This is a genomic window from Sphingomonas sp. Leaf357 (assembly GCF_001423845.1).
Classification (GTDB): domain Bacteria; phylum Pseudomonadota; class Alphaproteobacteria; order Sphingomonadales; family Sphingomonadaceae; genus Sphingomonas.
Map to the genome: position 1 here is coordinate 2,552,807 of NZ_LMPM01000001.1, position 21,263 is coordinate 2,574,069.

Annotated in this window: 23 protein-coding genes; 13 read left to right on the forward strand and 10 right to left on the reverse strand. The window is 64.7% G+C overall.

Features of this window, described 5'->3' with window-relative positions; genetic code table 11:
• Together pdxA and rsmA are read left to right on the forward strand one after the other, a co-directional pair.
• Window positions 1-1,008, forward strand: a complete 1,008-nt coding sequence (gene pdxA, locus ASG11_RS11990) for a 4-hydroxythreonine-4-phosphate dehydrogenase PdxA (protein WP_236697466.1) — start codon at window positions 1-3, stop codon at window positions 1,006-1,008.
• A complete protein-coding gene (rsmA, locus tag ASG11_RS11995) occupies window positions 1,005-1,853 on the forward strand; it encodes a 16S rRNA (adenine(1518)-N(6)/adenine(1519)-N(6))-dimethyltransferase RsmA (RefSeq protein WP_055779441.1) in 849 nt (282 codons plus the stop codon). The genes pdxA and rsmA overlap by 4 nt, the downstream gene beginning before the upstream one ends.
• Before the next feature lie 72 nt (window positions 1,854-1,925).
• On the opposite strand, the gene ASG11_RS12000 is transcribed toward rsmA, so the two are convergent.
• The 3 genes from ASG11_RS12000 to guaB form a co-directional block, all read right to left on the reverse strand.
• Window positions 1,926-2,438, reverse strand: a complete 513-nt coding sequence (locus ASG11_RS12000) for a tetratricopeptide repeat protein (RefSeq protein WP_055779444.1) — start codon at window positions 2,436-2,438, stop codon at window positions 1,926-1,928.
• Window positions 2,439-2,471: 33 nt separating this feature from the next.
• The gene (locus tag ASG11_RS12005) at window positions 2,472-3,647 is read right to left on the reverse strand and encodes an RsmB/NOP family class I SAM-dependent RNA methyltransferase (protein ID WP_055779446.1); all 1,176 of its coding nucleotides are present in this window, start codon (window positions 3,645-3,647) and stop codon (window positions 2,472-2,474) included.
• Window positions 3,648-3,804: 157 nt separating this feature from the next.
• Entirely contained in the window at window positions 3,805-5,262 is a 1,458-nt protein-coding gene (gene guaB, locus ASG11_RS12010) for an IMP dehydrogenase (RefSeq protein ID WP_055779449.1), read from the reverse strand.
• Between the two features lie 375 nt (window positions 5,263-5,637).
• Between guaB and ASG11_RS12015 the strand changes: the two genes are divergently transcribed.
• Window positions 5,638-6,618: an SPFH domain-containing protein gene (locus ASG11_RS12015; RefSeq protein WP_055779451.1), complete on the forward strand. Its 981-nt coding sequence runs from the start codon at window positions 5,638-5,640 to the stop codon at window positions 6,616-6,618.
• Entirely contained in the window at window positions 6,618-7,076 is a 459-nt protein-coding gene (locus ASG11_RS12020; protein ID WP_201781312.1) for an NfeD family protein, read from the forward strand. The genes ASG11_RS12015 and ASG11_RS12020 overlap by 1 nt, the downstream gene beginning before the upstream one ends.
• 10 nt (window positions 7,077-7,086) lie before the next feature.
• Here ASG11_RS12020 and ASG11_RS12025 read toward each other — a convergent pair whose 3' ends face one another.
• From ASG11_RS12025 to ASG11_RS12035, 3 genes are all read right to left on the reverse strand, one after another.
• On the reverse strand, window positions 7,087-7,455 hold the full coding sequence (locus ASG11_RS12025) for a hypothetical protein (protein ID WP_055779457.1): 369 nt from the start codon (window positions 7,453-7,455) through the stop codon (window positions 7,087-7,089).
• A gap of 77 nt (window positions 7,456-7,532) precedes the next feature.
• A complete protein-coding gene (locus tag ASG11_RS12030; RefSeq protein ID WP_055779460.1) occupies window positions 7,533-8,171 on the reverse strand; it encodes a hypothetical protein in 639 nt (212 codons plus the stop codon).
• Between the two features lie 331 nt (window positions 8,172-8,502).
• On the reverse strand, window positions 8,503-10,110 hold the full coding sequence (locus ASG11_RS12035; protein WP_055779463.1) for a phosphoenolpyruvate carboxykinase: 1,608 nt from the start codon (window positions 10,108-10,110) through the stop codon (window positions 8,503-8,505).
• A gap of 187 nt (window positions 10,111-10,297) precedes the next feature.
• Here ASG11_RS12035 and ASG11_RS12040 point away from each other — a divergent pair, with 187 nt between their 5' ends.
• The 8 genes from ASG11_RS12040 (at window position 10,298) to ASG11_RS12075 (ending at window position 16,175) form a co-directional block, all read left to right on the forward strand.
• Window positions 10,298-11,005 (forward strand): response regulator transcription factor, encoded by a 708-nt coding sequence (locus ASG11_RS12040; RefSeq protein WP_055779465.1) that lies wholly within the window; start codon window positions 10,298-10,300, stop codon window positions 11,003-11,005.
• Window positions 11,002-12,561: a sensor histidine kinase gene (locus tag ASG11_RS12045; RefSeq protein ID WP_055779468.1), complete on the forward strand. Its 1,560-nt coding sequence runs from the start codon at window positions 11,002-11,004 to the stop codon at window positions 12,559-12,561. Before ASG11_RS12040 ends, ASG11_RS12045 begins: the two co-directional genes overlap by 4 nt.
• Window positions 12,558-12,992, forward strand: coding sequence for an HPr kinase/phosphorylase (locus ASG11_RS12050; protein ID WP_055779471.1), 435 nt, complete (start codon window positions 12,558-12,560; stop codon window positions 12,990-12,992). Before ASG11_RS12045 ends, ASG11_RS12050 begins: the two co-directional genes overlap by 4 nt.
• Complete coding sequence (rapZ, locus tag ASG11_RS12055) at window positions 12,992-13,930, forward strand: RNase adapter RapZ (RefSeq protein ID WP_055779474.1); 939 nt, start codon at window positions 12,992-12,994, stop codon at window positions 13,928-13,930. Before ASG11_RS12050 ends, rapZ begins: the two co-directional genes overlap by 1 nt.
• Window positions 13,927-14,334, forward strand: a complete 408-nt coding sequence (locus ASG11_RS12060; protein ID WP_055779476.1) for a PTS sugar transporter subunit IIA — start codon at window positions 13,927-13,929, stop codon at window positions 14,332-14,334. The genes rapZ and ASG11_RS12060 overlap by 4 nt, the downstream gene beginning before the upstream one ends.
• Window positions 14,334-14,606, forward strand: coding sequence for an HPr family phosphocarrier protein (locus tag ASG11_RS12065; RefSeq protein ID WP_055779479.1), 273 nt, complete (start codon window positions 14,334-14,336; stop codon window positions 14,604-14,606). Before ASG11_RS12060 ends, ASG11_RS12065 begins: the two co-directional genes overlap by 1 nt.
• 6 nt (window positions 14,607-14,612) lie before the next feature.
• Window positions 14,613-15,416 carry a TrmH family RNA methyltransferase gene (locus ASG11_RS12070; RefSeq protein ID WP_055779481.1) on the forward strand — a complete coding sequence of 268 codons (804 nt, stop codon included), beginning with the start codon at window positions 14,613-14,615 and terminating at the stop codon, window positions 15,414-15,416.
• 222 nt (window positions 15,417-15,638) lie between these two features.
• Window positions 15,639-16,175: a hypothetical protein gene (locus ASG11_RS12075; protein WP_082472733.1), complete on the forward strand. Its 537-nt coding sequence runs from the start codon at window positions 15,639-15,641 to the stop codon at window positions 16,173-16,175.
• A 52-nt stretch (window positions 16,176-16,227) separates the two neighbouring features.
• Here the strand turns inward: ASG11_RS12075 and rmuC are convergent, their stop codons facing one another.
• Window positions 16,228-17,682 carry a DNA recombination protein RmuC gene (gene rmuC / locus ASG11_RS12080; RefSeq protein WP_055779489.1) on the reverse strand — a complete coding sequence of 485 codons (1,455 nt, stop codon included), beginning with the start codon at window positions 17,680-17,682 and terminating at the stop codon, window positions 16,228-16,230.
• 201 nt (window positions 17,683-17,883) lie between these two features.
• Here rmuC and ASG11_RS12085 point away from each other — a divergent pair, with 201 nt between their 5' ends.
• Window positions 17,884-19,548 (forward strand): formate--tetrahydrofolate ligase, encoded by a 1,665-nt coding sequence (locus ASG11_RS12085; RefSeq protein ID WP_055780805.1) that lies wholly within the window; start codon window positions 17,884-17,886, stop codon window positions 19,546-19,548.
• 15 nt (window positions 19,549-19,563) lie between these two features.
• Here the strand turns inward: ASG11_RS12085 and ASG11_RS12090 are convergent, their stop codons facing one another.
• From ASG11_RS12090 to recR, 3 genes are all read right to left on the reverse strand, one after another.
• Window positions 19,564-19,971, reverse strand: coding sequence for a hypothetical protein (locus ASG11_RS12090; protein WP_055779492.1), 408 nt, complete (start codon window positions 19,969-19,971; stop codon window positions 19,564-19,566).
• A 1-nt stretch (window position 19,972) separates the two neighbouring features.
• On the reverse strand, window positions 19,973-20,503 hold the full coding sequence (gene def, locus ASG11_RS12095) for a peptide deformylase (protein ID WP_055779497.1): 531 nt from the start codon (window positions 20,501-20,503) through the stop codon (window positions 19,973-19,975).
• Between the two features lie 125 nt (window positions 20,504-20,628).
• Window positions 20,629-21,225 (reverse strand): recombination mediator RecR, encoded by a 597-nt coding sequence (gene recR / locus ASG11_RS12100; protein WP_055779498.1) that lies wholly within the window; start codon window positions 21,223-21,225, stop codon window positions 20,629-20,631.
• Between the last annotated feature and the right edge of the window lie 38 nt (window positions 21,226-21,263).

Genomic DNA, 21,263 nt, shown 5'->3' on the forward strand with positions numbered 1-21,263 from the left:
ATGAACGCGCCGCTTGCCCAGCCACTGGCAGTATCGATGGGCGATCCGGCCGGTATCGGGCCGGAAATCATCGCCAAGGCCTGGGCCGCGCGCGATACGGAAAGCCTGCCGCCGTTCTTCGCCGTGGGCGATGCCCGCGCCGTGGTCGCGGTGTGGGATGGCCCGGTCGTGTCGATCCTCGACCCCGCCGAGGCGCTGGGGGCCTTCCCGCGCGGGCTTCCGGTGCTCGGTGTCGACGATGGCGGCCAGATCTCGCCCGGTCACCCGGATGTCGACGGTGCCCGGTGCGCGCTCCACTCGCTGGAAGTCGCTGCCGGTCTCGCACGCTCCGATGCCGCTAGCGCGCTCGTGACCGGGCCGGTGTCGAAGGCCCAGCTCTACCAGATCGGCTTCACCTATCCCGGCCAGACCGAATTCGTCGCCGAACGCTGCGGCGTCTCGCGTGAGAATGCGGTGATGATGCTCGCCGGCCCGACGTTGCGCGTCGTGCCCGTCACCACCCACGTGCCGCTCGACACCGTCTCCGGCCTGCTCTCGATCGAGTTGCTCGTCGCCAAGGGCCGCGCCACCGCACGCGGCCTGCGCAAGAATTTCGGCATCGAGACGCCGCGCCTGGCCTTTGCCGGCTTCAATCCGCACGCCGGCGAGGGTGGCGCGATCGGGCGCGAGGAAATCGACTTCATCTTCCCAGCCATCGCCCAGTTGCGGGAGGAAGGCATCGACGCGACCGGCCCGTTCGCCGCCGACACGATGTTCCACGCCCGCGCCCGCGCCACCTATGACGCGGCGATCTGCTGCTATCACGATCAGGCGTTGGTGCCGCTCAAGACGCTGCATTTCGACGAGGGCGTGAACATCACGCTGGGCCTGCCGATCGTCCGCACCTCGCCCGATCACGGCACGGCGTTCGGCATCGCGGGCAAGAACGTCGCGCATCCCGGCGCGATGATCGCCGCGATCCGCATGGCCGGCGAAGCGACCGAACGCCGCGCCGCGCGGCTGCTGTGACCGATACGCTACCGCCGTTGCGGGAGGTCATCGCCCGGCACGGCCTCAACGCCAGCAAGGCGCTGGGCCAGAACTTCCTGCTCGACGGCCAGTTGCTCGCCCGCATCGCGCGCATTCCCGGCGATCTGACGGGCGCGGAAGTGTTCGAGGTCGGCCCCGGCCCCGGCGGCCTGACCCGCGCATTGCTGCAGGCCGGTGCTCGCGTCACCGCCGTCGAGCGCGACCGCCGCTGCATCCCCGCGCTCGCCGAACTCGGCGAAGCCTTCCCCGGCCAACTCCGCGTGATCGAGGACGACGCACTTGAGATCGACGCCGCTTCCCTGTTCGAGGGCAAGCCGCACATCGTCTCCAACCTGCCCTACAATATCGGCACGGCTTTGTTCGTTCGCTGGCTCTCGGCCGATTGGGCCCCGTGGTGGCAGAGCCTGACGCTGATGTTCCAGAAGGAAGTCGCCGACCGCATCGTCGCCGGCACCGACGACGATGCTTACGGCCGCCTGGCGGTGCTGGCGCAGTGGCGCTCCTCGGCCAAGCTGGCGATGCCCGTCCACCGCTCCGCCTTCACCCCGCCGCCCAAGGTGATGTCGGCCGTGGTGCACATCGTGCCCGAAGTCGCGCCCGAGGGCGTCAACTTCGCGACGCTGGAACGCCTGACCGGCGCCGCCTTCGGGCAACGCCGCAAAATGTTGCGTCAAAGTGTGAAAGGTGTCCCCGGCGCACTGTCCGCGCTGGAAGCCGTCGGCATCGAAGCGACACGACGCGCGGAAACAGTGAGTGTCGCGGAATTCGTCGAGGTCGCGCGGGTGATGCGAGCTAACAACCAATCCCCGTCTCCCCGGGCTTGACCCGGGGTCCAGCTCCTTTCTCCTCGGCAGATGGATCGCGAAAGATAGGGTGGCTGGCTGGGTTGAACAGCCCTACTCTTTCGCCGTCGCCTTCTCCGGCACCTTCGTCGCCACGGCCGCCGTCTGCACCGGCGGTCCCTTCACGATTGCCGCGGCCAACGCGTTGCCCTCGGGGCATGCCGCCTTCGCGCACAACGTCCGGATCTTCGCCAGATTGGCCTTGGCCTGGATCACCGCGCCCTTGGCTACCAGCGCCTCGCCCTGCCCTTTCAGCGCCAGCCGGTCGCTCGGCTCGAGCAACAACGCCTCACGGTACAGGCGGATCGCCTTGCCCGGCAGGCCGCGCGCCTGTGCCACGTCGCCCAAGGTCACGAACCCGGCGCGGTTGCGCGGATCGACCGCCAGCGCGGTCTCGATGAGGTCGGTCGCGCCGTCGAGATTGCCGGCCGCCTGCGCCGCGCGACCCTGCGCCAGCAGCGCCATCGATCGCGGATCGATCTGCTCTTCCGGGCGCTGGCCGTGCAGCGACGTCGACACCGTCAGCAACGTGAGCGCGACGGCGGCGGCGACGGACGAATAACGCATGATGCTCTCCAGAGTGCGCACGATCGCTATCGGCTAGCACGCGCGCCGGAGGCGTGCGACAAAAAAGCCGTCGGTATCGTCATGTGCCGGGGTCAGGCGCACGCCCGGGCCATGCGCCCGCCCGGCCGGCAGGTCGGGCGTGTCGCTGGTCCAGCCGGGATGTGCCGCCAGGAACGCGGCGACCTGCCCGGCCCCTTCCTCGTCCAGCAGCGAGCAGACGATATAGACGAGCGTGCCATCTGGCTTCACCAGTCCCGCGCCCACCTCCAGCACATGCTCCTGTGTTTTCGCCAGCCGCGCGATCCGTTCAGGGGTCAGCCGCCAGCGCGCCTCGGGGTTGCGCCGCCACGTGCCGGTGCCCGAACAGGGCGCGTCGATCAGCACGCAATCCGCGCTGTCCGCCCAATCCGATAGAATTTCCGCCTCCTGGCCCGGATCGAGCAGGCGGGTTTCGATCATCGTTGCGCCCGCCCGTTCCGCGCGAGGCGTCAGCCGGGACAGCCGCGCGCGATCGGTATCGGCTGCCAGCAACGCGCCGGCATCGCCCATCGCCGCGGCCAAAGCGAGCGTCTTGCCGCCCGCGCCCGCGCACAGATCGACGATACGTTGTCCGCCCGAAGCCTCCGCCGCCAGCGTGACGATCTGGCTGCCCGCATCCTGCACCTCGACCGCCCCGTCCTTGAACGCTTCCAGCGTCTCGACATTGGTGCCCGATGGCAGCCGCCACGCATCGGCGAGGCCAGGGATCGGCTCCGCGCCCTCGATCGGTGCGGGCGCGGGCTTCAGCCGGTTGATCCGCACGTCGAGCGGCGCCCGATCGATCAGCGCCGGCAGTTCGTCCGCGCCGATGCCCGACGCGAGCAGTTTCGCCACGATCCACTCGGGTGCCACGCCCGGCTTGGCCGCGACCTCCGTCTCGCCGATCGCGGCGGGCGCATGGGTCGATCCGTCGAACAAAGCGGACAACTCCGCGTCGCCCGCGGCGAGCGCGAGCATCGCCGCCCGCCCGCTCGCCGGCCGTTCGCCCAGCATGCGGATCGCGGCATAGACCAGTTCGCGCACCGCGCGCCGGTCCTTGCTGCCGGCATAGCGACGCTGGGCGAAATATTTGGCGATGATCGTATCCGCCGCCGCCCCGCTATCCCGCGCGGCGGCGACGATCGCGTCGAGCAGGTCGATCGCTGCCTGGATACGGGCTGAGGGTGTCATGCTATGTTCCTGACGTCGTCATATCGAAAAGAGCGGCAGGATTAACCAGGAAGGCCGTCACCCCGGACTTGTTCCGGGGTCCACCGGGCCGCAAACCAACCGGCGAGTGATCGTGAGGCACAGTGGACCCCGGAACAAGTCCGGGGTGACCCTTTACCTACCGCGTCGGATAATTCGGGGCCTCGCGCGTGATCGTCACGTCGTGCACATGGCTTTCCATCAGCCCCGCGCCGGTGATCTGCACGAACCGCGCGCGCTGCTGAAGATCCGGAATGGTCGCCGCACCGGTATAGCCCATCGCCGCCTTCACGCCGCCGACCAATTGGTGGATCACATCCTTGGCCGGTCCCTTGAACGCCACCTGGCCTTCGATCCCCTCGGGCACCAGCTTCAACTGGTCCTTGATGTCGCCCTGGAAATAGCGATCCGCCGAGCCCCGGCCCATCGCGCCGACCGAGCCCATGCCGCGATACGATTTGTACGCCCGGCCCTGATACAGGAACGTCTCGCCCGGCGCTTCCTCGGTACCGGCCAGCAAGGATCCGATCATCACGCTGGAAGCGCCACCGGCCAGCGCCTTGGCGATGTCGCCCGAGGTGCGGATGCCACCATCGGCGATCACCGGCACGCCGTGCTTGTGGCCTTCCGCGGCGCAGTCCATCACCGCGGTCAGCTGCGGCACGCCGACGCCGGCGACGACGCGCGTGGTGCAGATCGAACCCGGCCCGATGCCGACCTTGATCCCGTCCGCGCCGGCGTCGATCAGCGCCCGCGCCGCCTCCGCCGTCGCCACGTTGCCGGCGATCACCTGCACCGAATTGCTCAGCTTCTTCACCCGCTCAACCGCCCGCGCGACGTCGCGATTATGGCCGTGCGCGGTGTCGATCACGATCAGGTCCAGTTCGGCATCGACCAACGCCTCGGTCCGCTCGAAGCCCTTGTCGCCCACCGTCGTCGCCGCCGCCACGCGCAACCGCCCGGACGCGTCCTTGGTCGCGTTCGGATAATTGACCGCCTTCTCCATGTCCTTCACGGTGATGAGGCCGACGCAGCGATAGCTTTCGTCCACCACCAGCAACTTCTCGATCCGGCGCTGATGCAGCAGGCGCCGCGCTTCGTCCTGCCCCACACCGGTCGACACCGTGGCGAGGTTCTCGTGCGTCATCAGCTCGGCAACCGGCTGGTGCGGGTTGCCGGCGAAACGCACGTCGCGGTTGGTCAGGATGCCGACAAGCTTGCCGTCCTGCTCCACCACGGGAATGCCGCTGATCCGGTGCCGGGTCATCAGCGCCTGCGCTTCGGCCAGCGTTGCGGTCGGCGCGATCGTGATCGGGTTGACCACCATGCCGCTCTCGAAGCGCTTCACCTGGCGCACGGCGGCGACCTGCTCGTCGATCTCCATGTTGCGGTGGAGCACGCCGATGCCGCCCAATTGCGCCATCACGATCGCCATGTCGGCTTCCGTCACCGTGTCCATCGCCGAGGACAGGATCGGAATGTCCAGCTTGATCCCGCGCGTCAGTTGCGTGCGCGTATCCGCCATGCTCGGCACGATATCGGACTCCGCCGGATACAGCAGCACGTCGTCGAAGGTGAGGCCGAGGCGGATGTCCATGAGGTGCCAGTTCCGTGGTTGGGGAGGGAATCGTGGCGTGCCATGTAATCAAAGGGGGCCGGATGCGCTAGGGTGCGCGGCGGCGGCCGCCGGAGTTCCATCCGGTCCCCGAGATACGCAATACCTTCGGGCCGACACGCTTGTAATGTTGGGAATAGGTTGATCGAATTGCCGGTCTATGACCCTCATCTTCCTGCCCTCGAAAATTTCGTTCTAAACCCGGTGATCTGCGGTTCAGACGGGGCAGACCGCATGAACTTGTGTGAACTTCGGTCGCTGGGACGTTCCGAACGACCGTCGCCGGAGGCACTATTCGCTATCGCCAAATCCGCGATCTGCTAAATTGCCGGGACATCGCTGAAGGGGTTCGAGATCATGGGGTTGACCGCAGGCGCACTCGTTCTGGCCTTGGTGCTTCTGTACCTGTTCACCAGCATCAAGATCGTCCGGCAGGGCTATCAATATACGATCGAACATTTCGGCCGCTTCACCACAGTGGCGCGGCCCGGCTTCAATTTCTATCCCGCCTTCTTCTACCGTGTCGGCCGCAAGGTGAACATGATGGAGCAGGTGATCGACATTCCGGGTCAGGAGATCATTACCAAGGACAATGCGATGGTCGCGGTGGACGGCGTGGTGTTCTTCCAGGTGCTGGACGCGGCGAAGGCGGCCTATGAGGTGTCCGAACTCTATGTCGCGATCCTGCAGCTGACGACGACCAACCTGCGCACCGTGATGGGTTCGATGGATCTGGACGAAACCCTGTCGAAACGCGACGAGATCAACGCTCGGCTGCTGGTCGTGGTCGATCATGCGACCGCCGCGTGGGGCGTCAAGATCACCCGTGTCGAGGTGAAGGACATCCGCCCGCCGGCCGACATCGTCAACGCGATGGGCCGGCAGATGAAGGCCGAACGCGAGAAGCGCGCCAACATCCTCGAGGCCGAAGGCTCGCGTGCCTCTGAAATTCTTCGCGCCGAGGGCCAGAAGCAGTCGAAGATCCTCGAGGCGGAGGGCCGCCGCGAAGCCGCCTTCCGCGATGCCGAGGGCCGTGAGCGCGCGGCGCAGGCCGAGGCCAAGGCGACCGAACTCGTCTCGATCGCGATCGAACAGGGCAGCGCGCAATCGCTCAACTATTTCATCGCGCAGAAATATGTCGAGGCGGTCGGCAAGTTCGCCACCTCCCCTAATGCCAAGACGATCCTGTTCCCGGTCGAGGCGACACAGTTGATCGGCACGTTGGGCGGCATCGGCGAACTCGCCAAGACGGCATTCGGCAATGAACAGCCCACCCCGCCCAAACCCGCCACGCCGCCGGCACGCTTCAAGGGGCCGTTCGAACAGGGCGACACGTGATGCTGGACGGCGTCGGCGCGGGTATGGCCTGGCTGGTCTTCGCATTGGCGATGGGCGTGGCCGAGCTGATCCTGCCCGGAATCTTTCTCGTCTTCCTGGCGATCGCCGCCGCAATCACCGGCGTCGCGGTGCTGGCGCTGCCTGACCTGCCGGTGCCGGTGCAACTCGCCTCGTTCGCGATCTGGAGCGGCGTTACGGTCCTGATCGGCCGGCGCTGGTATCGTGATTACCCCGTCGCCACCTCCGACCCGCTCCTCAACGACCGCGCCGCGCGTCTGATCGGCGAGATCGTCACCGTCGATCAACCGATCGCAGGCGGCAGTGGCCGGGTGAAAGTCGCGGATGGCGTCTGGCCGGCGCACGGTCCCGATGCCGCGGCCGGAACACGGATGCGCGTCGTCGCGATCGAAGGTGGCGTAGTGCTGGTCGAACCGGTGGAGAGCCTCCCCGCCGGCTGAACGGTCTGCTCTACTTCTTGCCGAACAATCCGCCGGCCAGCCCGCTCAGATCGTTGAGCGGATTGCCGTCGCCATCCCGGTCCAGCATGCCCGAAAGCTTGCCCATGATCCCATCTCCGCCCTGCGCGGACAGCAGGGCGGAAAATTGCCCGAGTGCCCCCTCGCCACCGATATGGCTGACGATCTGTTGCAGAACATCGGACGACAGACCGGTCGATGCCGCCGCGGACTCGACCGTATCGCCAGGCTCCGGATGCGCCTGGCCGAGCGCGGCGACCGCCGACTCGGCCTGTTCGGGCGAGATACCGACCTTCTCCGCGAGGTTCTTGATGTCCACGTTTTGCGTGACTTGGCTGAGCAATCCGTCGAGCAAACCCATGACAATATCCTTTAACGGATCGCGAGCCCGGTGGCGCGCTCGTTTTGTTTAACGGATTCAGGCGTCACAGCCAACGTTCACCGACTTGCACCTGCGTTCGACAGAGCCGGACGATCGAACGCCTGTTCGGCATAACGTCCTCTGGCATCGACCCAGTGGAGAAAAAGATGCGCCGACCAGCTGTTGGGGTTCGGTGAGAGTCGTCCGTGCCGGCGATGAATACCTTGATACAGGACTCCGTCTCCTGGATGCATTGCGACCGATCCATAGGGCGCGCCTTCGAAATCATCCTTCACCAAACCGGACGGCTCGACCGCGTCCGAGCCGACCGACAATGCCCATGGCACATCATCGCCATAGGCGATGGTCAGCGATAAACTATGCTCGCACGCCAAGCGATCCGAATGCACGCGGCAGATGTCCCCCTTCTGATAGAGTCGAAAATAAGCATAGGTCGGCAACAGGTCACATTGCGTCGCCTGCGCGATGCGCGGCGTCAGACCCCACAGAAACGTCATCATCGGGGGATAGACGTTAGAGTAGACTTCGATTGCATCTTTGCTGATAAGCGGGCCGCGCATAGTGAAGTGGCGCGCCCGTTCACTGAGGCCGAGCTCACACCGCATCTGCTCGTAAAAGCCGTTAAGCACGATCGAAGGGAACAGGCCAGGCAGTCCCGTATATCCAAAGGCCCGATAATGTTCAGTCTCGGTCATTTTAGCACCACTATTAATTGAGCAGCAGGGCACCCAACCGTACTCCTACCAGCAAGAAACATAAGCGAAGTAGTAGCATAGCGGTCAGCTTCACTCAGTCATCAATATAATCAGCAACGCATTAACTGGGTAAACAACTGGTTCTCCGACTTGCCCAGTGAATATCAACACAAGCCGTAGCCGGACGTCCTTAATGGCTACATGCCGATTTAACCGGACGCTGCCAATCAAATGGCCGCCAATCCGGCAATCGCCACGCCGCAGCTTAGTTGCAATAAGTCAAGTCAGCCATCCATTACAACCCAAAACCTCTCGTAGGTGATCGGGCAGTTCAGGCTGGCTCTTTGGTTTTAGGAGCAGCCTGGCGCACGCCTTCATCGACATGCTCGGCGAACTGGGCGAAGTTCTCGACGAACAGATCGACCAGCTTGGCCGCCGTCGCGTCGTATTCGGCCTTGTTCGCCCAGGTTTCGCGCGGATCGAGGATCGCGCTGTCCACGCCCGGCACGCTGACCGGCACCTTGAAGCCGAAGTTCGGATCGGTGCGGAACTCGGCATCGTTGAGCGACCCGTCGAGCGCGGCATTGAGCAAGGCCCGCGTCGCCTTGATCGGCATGCGGTTGCCGGTGCCGTATTTGCCGCCAGTCCAGCCGGTATTGACCAGCCAGCAGTCCACCCCGCCCTTGGCGATCCGGCTCTTCAGCAGATTGCCGTAGATCGAGGGATGGCGCGGCATGAACGGAGCCCCGAAGCAGGTCGAGAAGGTGGCATCCGGTTCGGTCACGCCAATTTCGGTGCCCGCCACACGGGCGGTGTAGCCGGAGAGGAAGTGATACATGGCCTGATCCGGCGTCAGCTTCGAGATCGGCGGCAACACGCCGTACGCATCCGCCGTCAGCATCACGATGTTACGCGGCACCGGCCCCATATTCTCTTCCGAGGCATTGGGGATGAAATCGATCGGATAAGCACCACGGCTGTTCTCGGCCAGGCTGTTGTCCTCCAGGTCGAGCGCTCGCGTCACGGGATCCATCACGACGTTCTCCAGCACCGTGCCGAAGCGCTTGGTGGTGGCGAAGATCTCCGGCTCGGCGTCGGCCGACAGGCGGATCATCTTGGCGTAGCAGCCGCCCTCGAAATTGAACACCGCGGTGTCCGACCAGCCATGCTCGTCATCGCCGATCAGCGTGCGGCTGGCATCGGCGCTGAGCGTCGTCTTGCCGGTGCCGGACAGGCCGAAGAATACGGCCGTATCGCCGTTCGGGCCGATATTGGCCGAACAGTGCATCGGCATGACGCCATCGACCGGGAGGAGATAGTTGAGCAGACCGAACACGCTCTTCTTCATCTCGCCGGCATATCGCGTGCCACCGATCAGGATCAGCTTTTCGGTGAAGTTTACCGCGATCACCGTCTCGCTGCGGCAACCGTGGCGCGCAGGATCGGCGCGGAAGCTCGGCAGATCGATGATGGTATATTCCGCCTCGAACCCACGCAGTTCGGATTCCGCCGGACGCACCAGCATCGTGCGGATGAACAGGTTGTGCCAGGCAAGTTCGGTCACGACGCGGACGCGGACGCGATTTTCAGGCTGCGATCCGCCGAACAGATCCTGAATGTACAGGTCTTCCTTGTCCTTCAGCGCGGCCATGAAATCGGTCTTGAGAACGGCGAACTGCTCAGGGCTCATGCCCTTGTTGCTCTTGCCCCACCACACGACGGATTCGGTTTCGGCGTCGCGGACGATGAACTTGTCCTGCGCCGAGCGGCCGGTATGCGCGCCCGTCTCGACCACCAGTGGGCCATCGGCGGACAATTTGCCCTCGCCCTTGGCCACGGCGGTTTCGACCAGACGTGCGGTGACGAGGTTCCAGTGCAGGTTGGCGCGGGTCTCGATGCCCTGCGCTTCAAGCCCGGCGGTGGGAATGCGGTCGCTCAAAACGAATCTCTCCTGAAATCACGGCGCGGTTGCTGCCCGCATACGTCTGCATGGTGTGATTCGCGCTTATCGTGCCAAGCAGCCTTCTGTCCAGATGACAACGCTGACCGCGCGCAGACCGCGCAATGAGTTGAGCGTACCGACGGTTTCGACTAATCGACGCATCCGCAATGCAGGACGACACCCGATGACGGCAACGATCGCACTCGTTGATGATGATCGCAACATTCTGACGTCGGTATCGATCGCCCTGCAGGCCGAAGGATTCGTCACGCGGGTCTATTCGGATGGCGAGACGGCTCTCAAGGCCTTGATCGAAAACCCGCCCGATCTCGCCATTTTCGACATCAAGATGCCGCGCATGGACGGCCTGGAACTGCTTCGTCGGCTGCGCGAGAGACAATCCACGCCGGTGATCTTCCTGACCTCCAAGGACGACGAGCTGGACGAGGCGCTTGGACTGGCGATGGGCGCGGACGATTATATCGCCAAGCCGTTCAGCCAACGCCTGCTGATCGCCCGCATCCGCGCGATCCTGCGTCGTACCGAACTGGCACAATCCGGCCCGGCCGGTGACGAGGAAGTGGCGGCCGGCGAGCTGGCCCGCGGGCGGCTGGCGATGGATACCGCGCGGCACCGGGTGACCTGGGGCGGCATCAACGTGACGCTGACGGTGACGGAATTCCTGATTCTCGAGACGCTCGCGCAGCGACCCGGCATCGTGAAGACGCGCAACCAGTTGATGGACGCCGCGTATCAGGACGACATCTATGTCGACGATCGAACGATCGACAGCCATATCAAGCGCGTGCGCCGCAAGTTCAGGCAGATCGACCCCGAATTCGACGCCATCGAAACCCTGTATGGCGCGGGATACCGATTTTCCGAGGAATGACGAATTCGGCGGCGAATGACGACGGCGAACTGAGCCTGCGCTGGTCGGGCCGGGTTTCGCTCACGCCGCGGATCCTTGCGGTCAACATCTTCGCGCTCGCCTTGCTGGCGGGCGGTTTCTTCTATCTCGATTCCTATCGCAGCAGGATCGTCGACAGCCGGGTCGCGCAGGCAAGCAGCGAGGCGCGATTGATCGCCGAGGCGTTGCGATCGGTCGAGCCGGATCGGCGCGATGCGCTGATGCTCCGGCTGGCGGGCGATACCGGCGCGCGGCTGCGGCTTTACGACGAGACCGGCAAGCTGCTGGCCGACACGCGCGCGCTGGGCCTGCGCAACATGGTCTTGCGGGATCCGGACAAGCAGGGGCGCGGGCAGGCGGCGGCGCGCTTCCTGGATGCGATGATCGATACCGTGGTCGGCGCAGCGCGGCCGCCGCTGTACCGCGAGCGGGCCGACGGTTTCGCATGGCCCGACGTGCGCACCGCGCGGAGCGGCAACCTGATCGCCGCGACGGTGTGGCGCGCGCCGGATCGCACGCCCGTCATCACTGCCGCCGCCGCCGTCGCGGGCCAGGGCGTGGTGATGACCACCGCCAACGCGACCGACATCACCCAGACGGTGCGAGTCGAGCGTTTCCGTCTGAGCGTCGTGCTGCTCATCGTTTCGCTTGTCTCGATCCTGCTGTCGCTGTTTCTGGCGCGCACGATCGTGCGCCCACTGCGTCGGCTCGCCCGCGCGGCGGTACGGGTGCGATTGGGGCGCGCACGCGAAGTGGTAGTGCCCCGCCTGCCCTCTCGCCGCGACGAGATCGGCATGTTGGCACGCGCTCTGTCCGACATGAGCCTCGGCCTGCGGGCCCGGATCGATGCGACCGAGGCGTTCGCGGCCGATGTGACGCACGAGATGAAGAACCCGCTCGCCTCGCTACGCTCCGCCGTGGAGAGCCTGTCGATGGTCAAGGACCCAGACTTGCAGACGCGGCTGCTCGGAATCGTGCGCGACGACGTGCACCGGCTAGATCGGCTGATCACCGACATTTCCGAAGCGTCGCGGCTCGATGCGCAGCTGAGCCGGGCGAAGTTCGAACCGGTCGATGTCGGCACGATGATCGCCGGGCTGCTCGCGCAGCGCGAGGCGCGCGGCGTCGAACGCGGCATCCGCCTGCGGTACGATCACCGGGAGGGCGAACGCATGACCGTGATGGCCGAGGGGGCGCGGCTGGAACGCGTGTTCGAAAATCTGGTCGACAACGCCGTGTCCTTTTCGCCTGATGGCGGGGTGATATCGATCTCGGCGACGCGTGAGCAGGAGATGTTGCGCATCCGGGTCGAGGACGAAGGCCCCGGCGTGCCCGAGGAAGCGCGCGAGCAGGTGTTCAGCCGGTTCCAGTCGCTGCGGCCGGAAGCCGAGGAATTCGGCAAGCATTCGGGGCTAGGTCTCGCTATTGCACGAACCATCGTCGAGGGGCATCAGGGCGACATCTCGGTGGAGTCGCGGGAGGACCGAGTAAGGGGCGCGCGCTTCGTGGTGAGATTGCCTTTGGCCGACCGACAATGACCGATCAGACTCTCACCAGCGAAACGCTGCATGCGACGGCGGTGGCGATCGGCAGCCATGCAGTGCTGATCGAGGGACCGTCCGGTGCCGGCAAATCGGACTTGGCGCTGCGTCTGATCGATCGCGGAGCCGTGCTGATCAGCGACGATCGAACGATCCTCCAGGCGGATAACGGAACGGTTCGCGCTACGGCACCCCGGACGATCGCTGGCCGAATCGAGGTGCGTGGCATCGGCATCCTGCCGATGCAATATGCCGAGGGAGTGGAAGTGGCTCTGCTTGTGCGGCTGACCGATGCCGTCGAGCGCATGCCGCTGGAGACGGTGGAACGGCGCATCGCCGGCATCGTCATTCCCGAGATCGCGCTCGATGCCCGCGAGCCATCGGCGCCGATCAAGGTCGAACTCGCACTGAAGAGGCAGATCGCCTGATGGCCGACCCGAAGAATATCCTGCTCGTCACCGGGCTGTCCGGCGCGGGTAAATCGACGGTCTTGCGAACGCTCGAGGATCTCGGGTGGGAGGTGGTCGACAACCTCCCCCTATTGCTGCTCGATCGGTTGCTAGGCGCCGCCTTGCCGGAGGGATCGGAAGGCAACGATCTGCCGCTGGCGATCGGAATCGGCGCGCGGACCCGCGATTTCGATCCGGATCGCATCGTCCAGCGAATCAAGACGCTGCGCGAACAACACGGGCACGACATCGGCACGTTGTTCCTCGACTGCTCGGGCGCGGAACTGGAACGGCGCTATTCGGAGACCCGGCGGCGCCATCCGTTGGCGCTCGATCGTCCGGCGAGCGACGGCATCGCCCGCGAACGCGAATTGCTCGCGCCGCTGCGGCGCTGGGCCAACCGGCTGATCGATACGACCGATCTCACTGCCAATCAGCTCGCGCAACAGGTGCGCGAGACGTTCTCGGGCGAGCGGCTAGGTGCCCCGACCCTATCCGTGACGTCGTTCGGGTTCGCACGCGGCCTGCCGCGCAACGCCGATCTGGTGTTCGACATGCGCTTCCTGCGCAATCCGCATTGGGTGCCGGATCTGCGCCCGGGCACCGGGCTCGACGCCGATGTCAGCGCCTATATCGCCGACGACCCGGCCTATGAGCCGGCACTGGCGCAGATCGAGTCGCTGCTGCTGTTGTTGCTCCCGCGCTACAAGGCGGAGGGAAAATCGTATGTCACGATGGCGTTCGGATGTACCGGGGGGAGACATCGCTCGGTTCACGTCACCGAACGCATCGCAAGGGCGTTGCGCGCCGCGGGATTTTCGCCCACGGTCTCCCATCGTGATCTGGCCGCCGCGCCCCAGGATAGCCTGGAGGGCGCTCCGGCAGACGGCACTGGCAGTGGAACGCAGTTGGAATGATCGGCCTGGTTCTGGTGACGCATGGACGCCTCGCCGAGGAGTTCGTGACCGCGATGGAGCACGTCGTGGGCAAGCAGGAGCGTATCGCGACGATCGCGATCGGCCCCGAGGACGACATGGAAGCGCGCCGCAAGGATATCGCCGACGCGATCCACGACGTTGATGCCGGCCAGGGCGTGATCCTGCTGACCGATCTTTTCGGCGGAACGCCCTCCAATCTCGCCATTTCGCTGATGGAAAAGGGGCGGTTCGAGGTGATCGCGGGGATCAACCTGCCGATGCTGATCCGCCTGGGATCGGCGCGATCGAAGATGAAGGTCGTCGATGCGGTCGCCGCGGCCCGCGAGGCCGGGCGCAAGTATATCACCGTCGCGTCCGAAGTGCTCGGCGAGGCCGCCGCCTGATGCCGGTACAGCGCACCGTCCTCATCACCAACAAGCGCGGCCTGCACGCGCGCGCCAGCGCCAAATTCGTTACCCTCGCCTCCACCCAGCCGATCGAGGTGACGGTGGAGAAGGACGGCGCGGGATCGGTCACCGGCACGTCGATCATGGGCCTGATGATGCTCGGCGCGGCGATGGGCGATTCGATCATCATCTCGGCCGACGGCGAAGGCGACGAAGCGGCGGTGGGGGCACTGTGCGATTTGGTCGAGGCGAAGTTCGGGGAGGATTGATCCCGGATGCCGCGCGAGATCACCGCCTTTTCCAATCCGCTCATCAAACGCATCCGGTCGCTGCGTGAAAAGAAGCATCGACGCGAAGAAGGGCTGTTCCTTGCGGAGGGGCTGCGCATCCTGACCGAGGCGCGCGAGAACGGGCGCATTCCCGAATATCTGTTCTTCTCTCGCGAAGGCGCTGGCCATCCGCTGGTCCGCACGCTCATCTTCGATGTCGAGGATAGCGGTGGGCAGGCGATCGAGACCGTGCCGGACATCCTCAGCAAGCTTTCAGGCAAGGACAATCCGCAGGCCGTGGTCGGCGTGTTTGCCGAATTCGCCGGCGCGCTGAAGGTGCTCGACCGCACATCCGCCGATATCTGGCTGGTCGCGGAGCGGTTGCGCGATCCGGGCAATCTCGGGACGATCCTGCGCACCGGCGATGCGGTCGGCGCGGGCGGGCTGATCCTGATCGGCGAATGCGTCGATCCCTTCTCGGTCGAAGCGGTGCGGGCCAGCATGGGTGCGCTGTTCACCGTGCCGGTGGTGATGGCGGAATGGGACGAGTTCCTGCCGTGGCTGCGCTCAGGGCCGGGGCAGTTGGTCGGCCTCAGCCTCGACACCGAGAACGACTACCGCACGGCCACATATGACAGCCCGACCTTCCTGCTGACCGGCAACGAGGCGCAGGGCATGCCGGCGGAGATGGCCGCGGAGTGCGACCTGCTGGTCAAGTTGCCGATGCTGGGCAAGGCCGACAGCCTGAACGCCGCGGTGGCGACGGCGGTGATGGCCTATGAGGTGCTGGCGCAACGCCGTATCGGCTGACCTTGGCAAAGATAGCCCCGTGACGGCTGTCACACGCTGCAATGAATCGAAATATTGACGAGACGATCGCGCTCTAGAGCGGCACGATCAATCGGTTCGACGTATCTCGATTCCTCACCCCGACGCCCATCGCGAATTTGGTGAATCCCGGATAAACCATATCTCAACGAATTTGTGAGAGCCTGTGCCACCGGCCTTTGCCGGCGTCCAAAGGAGTGTCTCATGAATAGTATATCCTCGCTATCAAGCTTCGCCCCGCCGACCTCGCCACGGGCGCAGATGAACGATCGCATTTCCAAGGCGGTGTCTGCGGGAACGATCAGCGCAACCGACCAGACGGCGCTCAGCAGTGCGCTCGACAGCATCGATTCCTCGCTTTCCGCCAGTCGATCGAGCGGCACGCAGACGTCCGGTTCGTTCAAGGACAAGATAGGTGCGATGATCGACGAACAGGTCAGTTCGGGTACGCTGACCGACGCTCAGGCGACCGAACTAAAAGGCTTCTTCGCCGAAGGTGGGCCGAAGGCCGCGGGCGGGATGCAGGGCCGTCGCGGACCGCCGCCGGGTTCGGAAGATTCCACGGACTCGACCAGTGCGACGACCAGTACCGATACGGCATCCACCCAGTTGGACGCGCTGATGAAGATGCTCGAAAATCTGCGCAATACGCAGGATTCGAAGGATTCCTACAGTGTCACCGGTACGAGTTCGACCACCAGCAGCACGCAGACCGGCCTGTTGATCAGCACGCTTGCCTGATCGTTCCTTAGGCAGCCGCCATTCCGGGTGGATGCCGGCTGCCTCATGGCGATCACGTCGCGGTCTCGTCCGCCTCTTCCAGCAACGCCGGCGCGTCGCCATAGCGCGCCAGTGCATCGACCGGCTGCATCGCCTCGATTTCGCGCGCGCCGGGCTCGATATTGAGATCCTTCAACTTGCGCGCCGTGACAAGGGTGCGGCTCTCGAAGCTGGAGACGAAGGTGTTGTAATTGTTGACCGCCGAGGTCAGCCCGCCGCCGACCTTGCGCAGGTCGCCCGCTGCCTTGGCCAGGCGATCGTAGAGTTCCTTGCCCAGTTCGCCGATCTGGCGCGCCTCCTTCGCCAACCGCTCCTGCCGCCAGACCGCCGATACCGTTCGGGCGATGGCGATGAGGTTCGTGGGGGTCGCCAGCAGCACGCGCTTCTCGAACGCGAAGTCCCACAGACCGGGTTCCTGCTCGAGCGCCGCGGAGAGGAAATGTTCGCCGGGCACGAACATGATGACGTAATCCGGGGCGTCGGCGAACTGACTCCAATAGGCCTTGTTGCCGAGGCCGTTGATGTGCGCCTTCATCGAAGCGGCATGCAAAGTAAGGCCCCTCGTCCGCTCGGCCTCGTCGACGGCACCGAACGCGTCCTGATAGGCGTTGAGCGACACCTTGGCATCGATCACCAGACTGCGACCGCCGGGCACGTTGACGATCGCGTCGGGACGAAGACGCCCGCCCTCGTCGCCACCGGAGATCGACACTTCGGTCTGGAAATCGGTATGCTCTGATAAGCCACAGGATTCCAAGACATTCTTCAACTGTTGTTCACCCCAGCGACCGCGCGATTTGGGGGCGTTGCGCAGCGAATTGACCAGCTTGGCGGCTTCGCTCGACACCTTTTCCTGGCCGATGCGCATCTGTTCGATCTGGCCCTTGAGCTCGCTGAACGCGCCTTTGCGCTCGCTCTCGACCTTGCCCACGGCTTCCTCGTACTTCAGCAACCGATCGCTGACCGGCTGCAGCATCGACTTGAGGTTTTGCCCGGCGGTCTCCTCGGATTGCCTGAAGCGTTCGTCGGCGCGCTTAAGGAAGTTGGTCTGCGCCTCGGTCAGCAGCTTGCCGGCGACGTCGCTGAATTGCGCCGCCATGACGTCCTTGGCTTCGCGCAGTTCGAGCATGCGGGCGTTGTGAACGTCGCGCTGTTCGAGCAGACGCGCTTCGTTGTCCTCGCGCTGCTGAATCATCCGCGCTTCGAAGGCGGCAGAGTGGGTCTTTAGCTGGACGTTCTCCAGCCGAGCAATGTCGCGTTCGTCGCGAATCGCTTCAAGTTCATCACGCAATTCGGCCACGCCCCGCGCCCGTTCTTCCGCCGAAGTAAGATCGACGATCGCGCGCTTGAATTCCTCGGTACGGGCATCGCGTTCGGCGCGCGCCAGTGCGGCGGTGCGATTACCAAACAGCCAACCCAACGCCAGCCCAATGATGATGGCGACAAGCGCCGCGATCAAAATCTCCATCAGAGAGCCTCGGCGAAGGTGACGAAATTAACGCTATTGGTGTGCGAAAACCGGCTCCCATGACGATGATCGGGCCAATGGCGGGTCGAAAAGCTGATAGGGCAACGCATGGCGGGAACATAGATCGAACGAGCGTTAGAGGACAGAGATAAATCCGCACTTTGGCTTGCGATGACGTCCGTCCAGCTTACGGAAGATATCATGCTGTCAGACATCGAAATCTCGCGTGCCGCTCGCCTTCAACCGATCGGGGAAATCGCCGCCAAACTGGCGATACCGTCGGATGCGGTAGAGCCCTATGGACACTTCAAGGCGAAGATCGATCTGTCGCGCGTTCCAGCCACGGGCCGGCAGGGCAAGCTGATCCTGGTGACGGCGATCAACCCGACCCCGGCCGGCGAGGGGAAATCGACCACTTCGGTCGGCCTGGCGGACGCGCTGAACCGGATCGGGCGGCAGACGGTGTTATGCCTGCGCGAACCTTCCCTCGGGCCATGCTTCGGCACCAAGGGCGGCGCGGCGGGCGGCGGCTACGCTCAGGTCGCGCCGATGGAGGACATCAACCTCCATTTCACCGGCGATTTCCACGCCATCACCAGCGCGCACAATCTGCTGGCGGCGATGATCGACAATCATGTGCACTGGGGTAACACGCTGGATATCGACGTGCGGCGGATTGTGTGGCGGCGGGTGCTGGACATGAACGACCGCGCGTTGCGCGATATCGCGCAATCGTTGGGCGGGCCGGCGAATGGATTCCCGCGCGAGAGCGGGTTCGACATCACGGTCGCCTCCGAGGTAATGGCGATCCTCTGCCTCGCCACCGACCTGCACGATCTGGAGGCGCGGCTGGGGCGGATCGTGGTCGCCTATACACGAGACCGCAGGCCGGTGACGGCACGCGACCTCAAGGCCGATGGCGCCATGGCGGTGCTGCTGGCGCAGGCGATCAAGCCGAACCTCGTTCAGACCCTGGAGGGCACGCCAGCCTTCGTGCACGGCGGGCCCTTTGCCAATATCGCGCACGGCTGCAATTCGGTGATCGCAACCCGTACTGCGCTGGCGCTGGGCGATTATGTCGTGACGGAGGCCGGCTTCGGAGCGGATCTTGGGGCGGAGAAATTCTTCGACATCAAGTGCCGTCAGTCCGGGCTGAAGCCGGCTGCTGCCGTCATCGTGGCGACGGTACGCGCGCTGAAGATGAATGGCGGGGTCGTCAAGGCCGAGCTGGGGGCGGAGGATGTTGCGGCGGTGCGGCGCGGTGGCGTCAATCTCGCGCGGCATATCGAAAATGTGCGGATGTTCGGCGTGCCGGTAGTGGTGGCGATCAACCGCTTCGATGGTGACAGTCACGCCGAACTCGACGTTATCCGTGAGATCGCGGCGGCGCAGGGGTCCGAAGCGGTGCTGTGCACCCATTGGTCGGATGGTGGCGCGGGCGCCGAGACGCTGGCGGAGAAGGTCGCGGACCTGTGCGACCATGGGGCAGCACAATTTGCGCCACTTTACGGCGACGATCTGTCGCTGTTCGAAAAGATCAACACCGTGGCGACCCGCGTCTACCGCGCCGAGGAGGCGATCGCCGATCCAGGCGTGCATGCGCAGTTGAAACGCTGGGAGGACGCCGGGTACGGCACCCTGCCCGTCTGCATGGCGAAAACGCAATATAGTTTCTCGACCGACCCGGCGAAGCTGGGCGCCCCGACCGGCCATGTCGTGCCGGTGCGCGAAGTGCGCCTCAGCGCCGGCGCGGGGTTCGTCGTGGCGATCTGCGGGGAGATCATGACGATGCCGGGCTTGCCGCGCGTGCCGGCGGCGGAGGCGATCCGGTTCGGGGGTGACGGGGAGATCGAGGGGTTATTCTAACGCTCGATCCCAAACTCACCAGATCACTATTACGGGATTGAAAGTGCCGGGCTTTTGCCCGAGCGCCGTCCGGAACACGATCTTGGAGGGAACGAAACTCCGGCCCTTATACTCCGGAACGACCGTCAACTTATCGATCCGGCCCTCGCTGCGCAGTTTCGAGAGTTTCGCAATAATTCGCTCCCGATCCGCAAAGGCCTCGAGCGTGATATAACCGACATTATCTTTGACGTCCTCGCCGCCCAATTCAGCCGGAAAAAACAGGATCTTCGTCAATACGCCTTTGGTCGCCAAGGCCTTCGCAGCAGAACGGCTAGTCGCCTTTGAAAAGTCCGGTGCCACAACCCGCGCCTGATCTTGTGAGTCGGCCGGCGTTGCTGCGGCCAGGAACACGAAGCTGGACAGGGTCGTGGCTAACCTCACCTCAAGCGGCTTTGCGCGCCTTGGCAAGCTTCTTCATCAGCATGTCGCGCTTCAGTTTCGAGATGTGATCGGTGAACAGCACGCCGTTAAGGTGATCGATCTCGTGCTGGATCGCCGTTGCCATCAGGCCGTCGAATTCGGCTTCGTATGCGCCACCCTTGTCGTCCAGCCATTTGATCGTGCAGCGCGCGGGGCGTTCGACCTCGGCATATTGCTCGGGAATCGACAGGCAACCTTCGTTGTAGCTGGCGTATTCCTCGCTGAGCGCGACGATTTCCGGGTTGATGAAGACATGCGGTGCGCGGACGGGCTTGGCGTCCTCTTCGTCGCTTTCGGGTTCCTGAAGATCGATGACGACGATGCGCTGTTCGATCGCGACCTGCGTTGCGGCGAGGCCGATGCCGCGCGCATCGTACATCGTGTCGAACATGTCGGCGACGATTGCGCGGACGGCGTCGTCCACCTCCGCGACCGGCTTGGCGACGGCGCGCAGACCGGGGTGTGGGACTTCGAGGATGTCTAGGATTGCCATGCAGGCGAGCTAGGAAAGTGACGGCTCTGCGTCAAGTTCACCCTTGTCCGCAGACTTCTTCATGCCTTCGTTGCTTGCACGAAGCCACGAGGATGCGGAAAGAGAAAAACGAGCCACTTCGCAGATCAGGCCACAGGCCGCCTTGCCCTGAGCGCCTGCGCCAGCGTGCCCTCATCGAGATAATCAAGTTCGCCGCCGACCGGCAGGCCGTGGGCGAGCTGCGTAACGCGAACCGGAAAGCGCTCGATACGCTCCGCGATATAGTGTGCGGTGGTCTGACCTTCGAGCGTAGCGTTCATCGCCAGCACGACCTCGTCCACGCCACCGGATTCGACGCGGCGGACGAGCGAATCGATACTGAGATCCTCCGGGCGAATGCCCTCCAGCGCGGAGAGGCGGCCACCCAGGACGTGAAAGCGGCCGGGGAACAGGCGCGAGCGTTCGAGCGCCCAGAGGTCGGCAATTTCCTCGACCACGCACAGGGCGCGGGCGTCGCGCCGGTGGTCGGCGCAGATCGCGCATGGATTTGTCGTATCGATATTGCCGCAAGTCGAGCAAGTTGCGAGATTGTCCTCAACCGCGCTCAAAGCACTCAGCAGGGGCGCAAGCGCAGTTTCGCGCTTCTTCAACAGATGCAGCACCGCGCGCCGCGCCGATCTGGGGCCGAGACCGGGGAGCCGCGCGAGCGCCTGGGTAAGCGCGTCGATTTCGGGAGAGGCCATGCGGCACAGATAGGGGGTTGCGCGGGGTAATGCCAAGC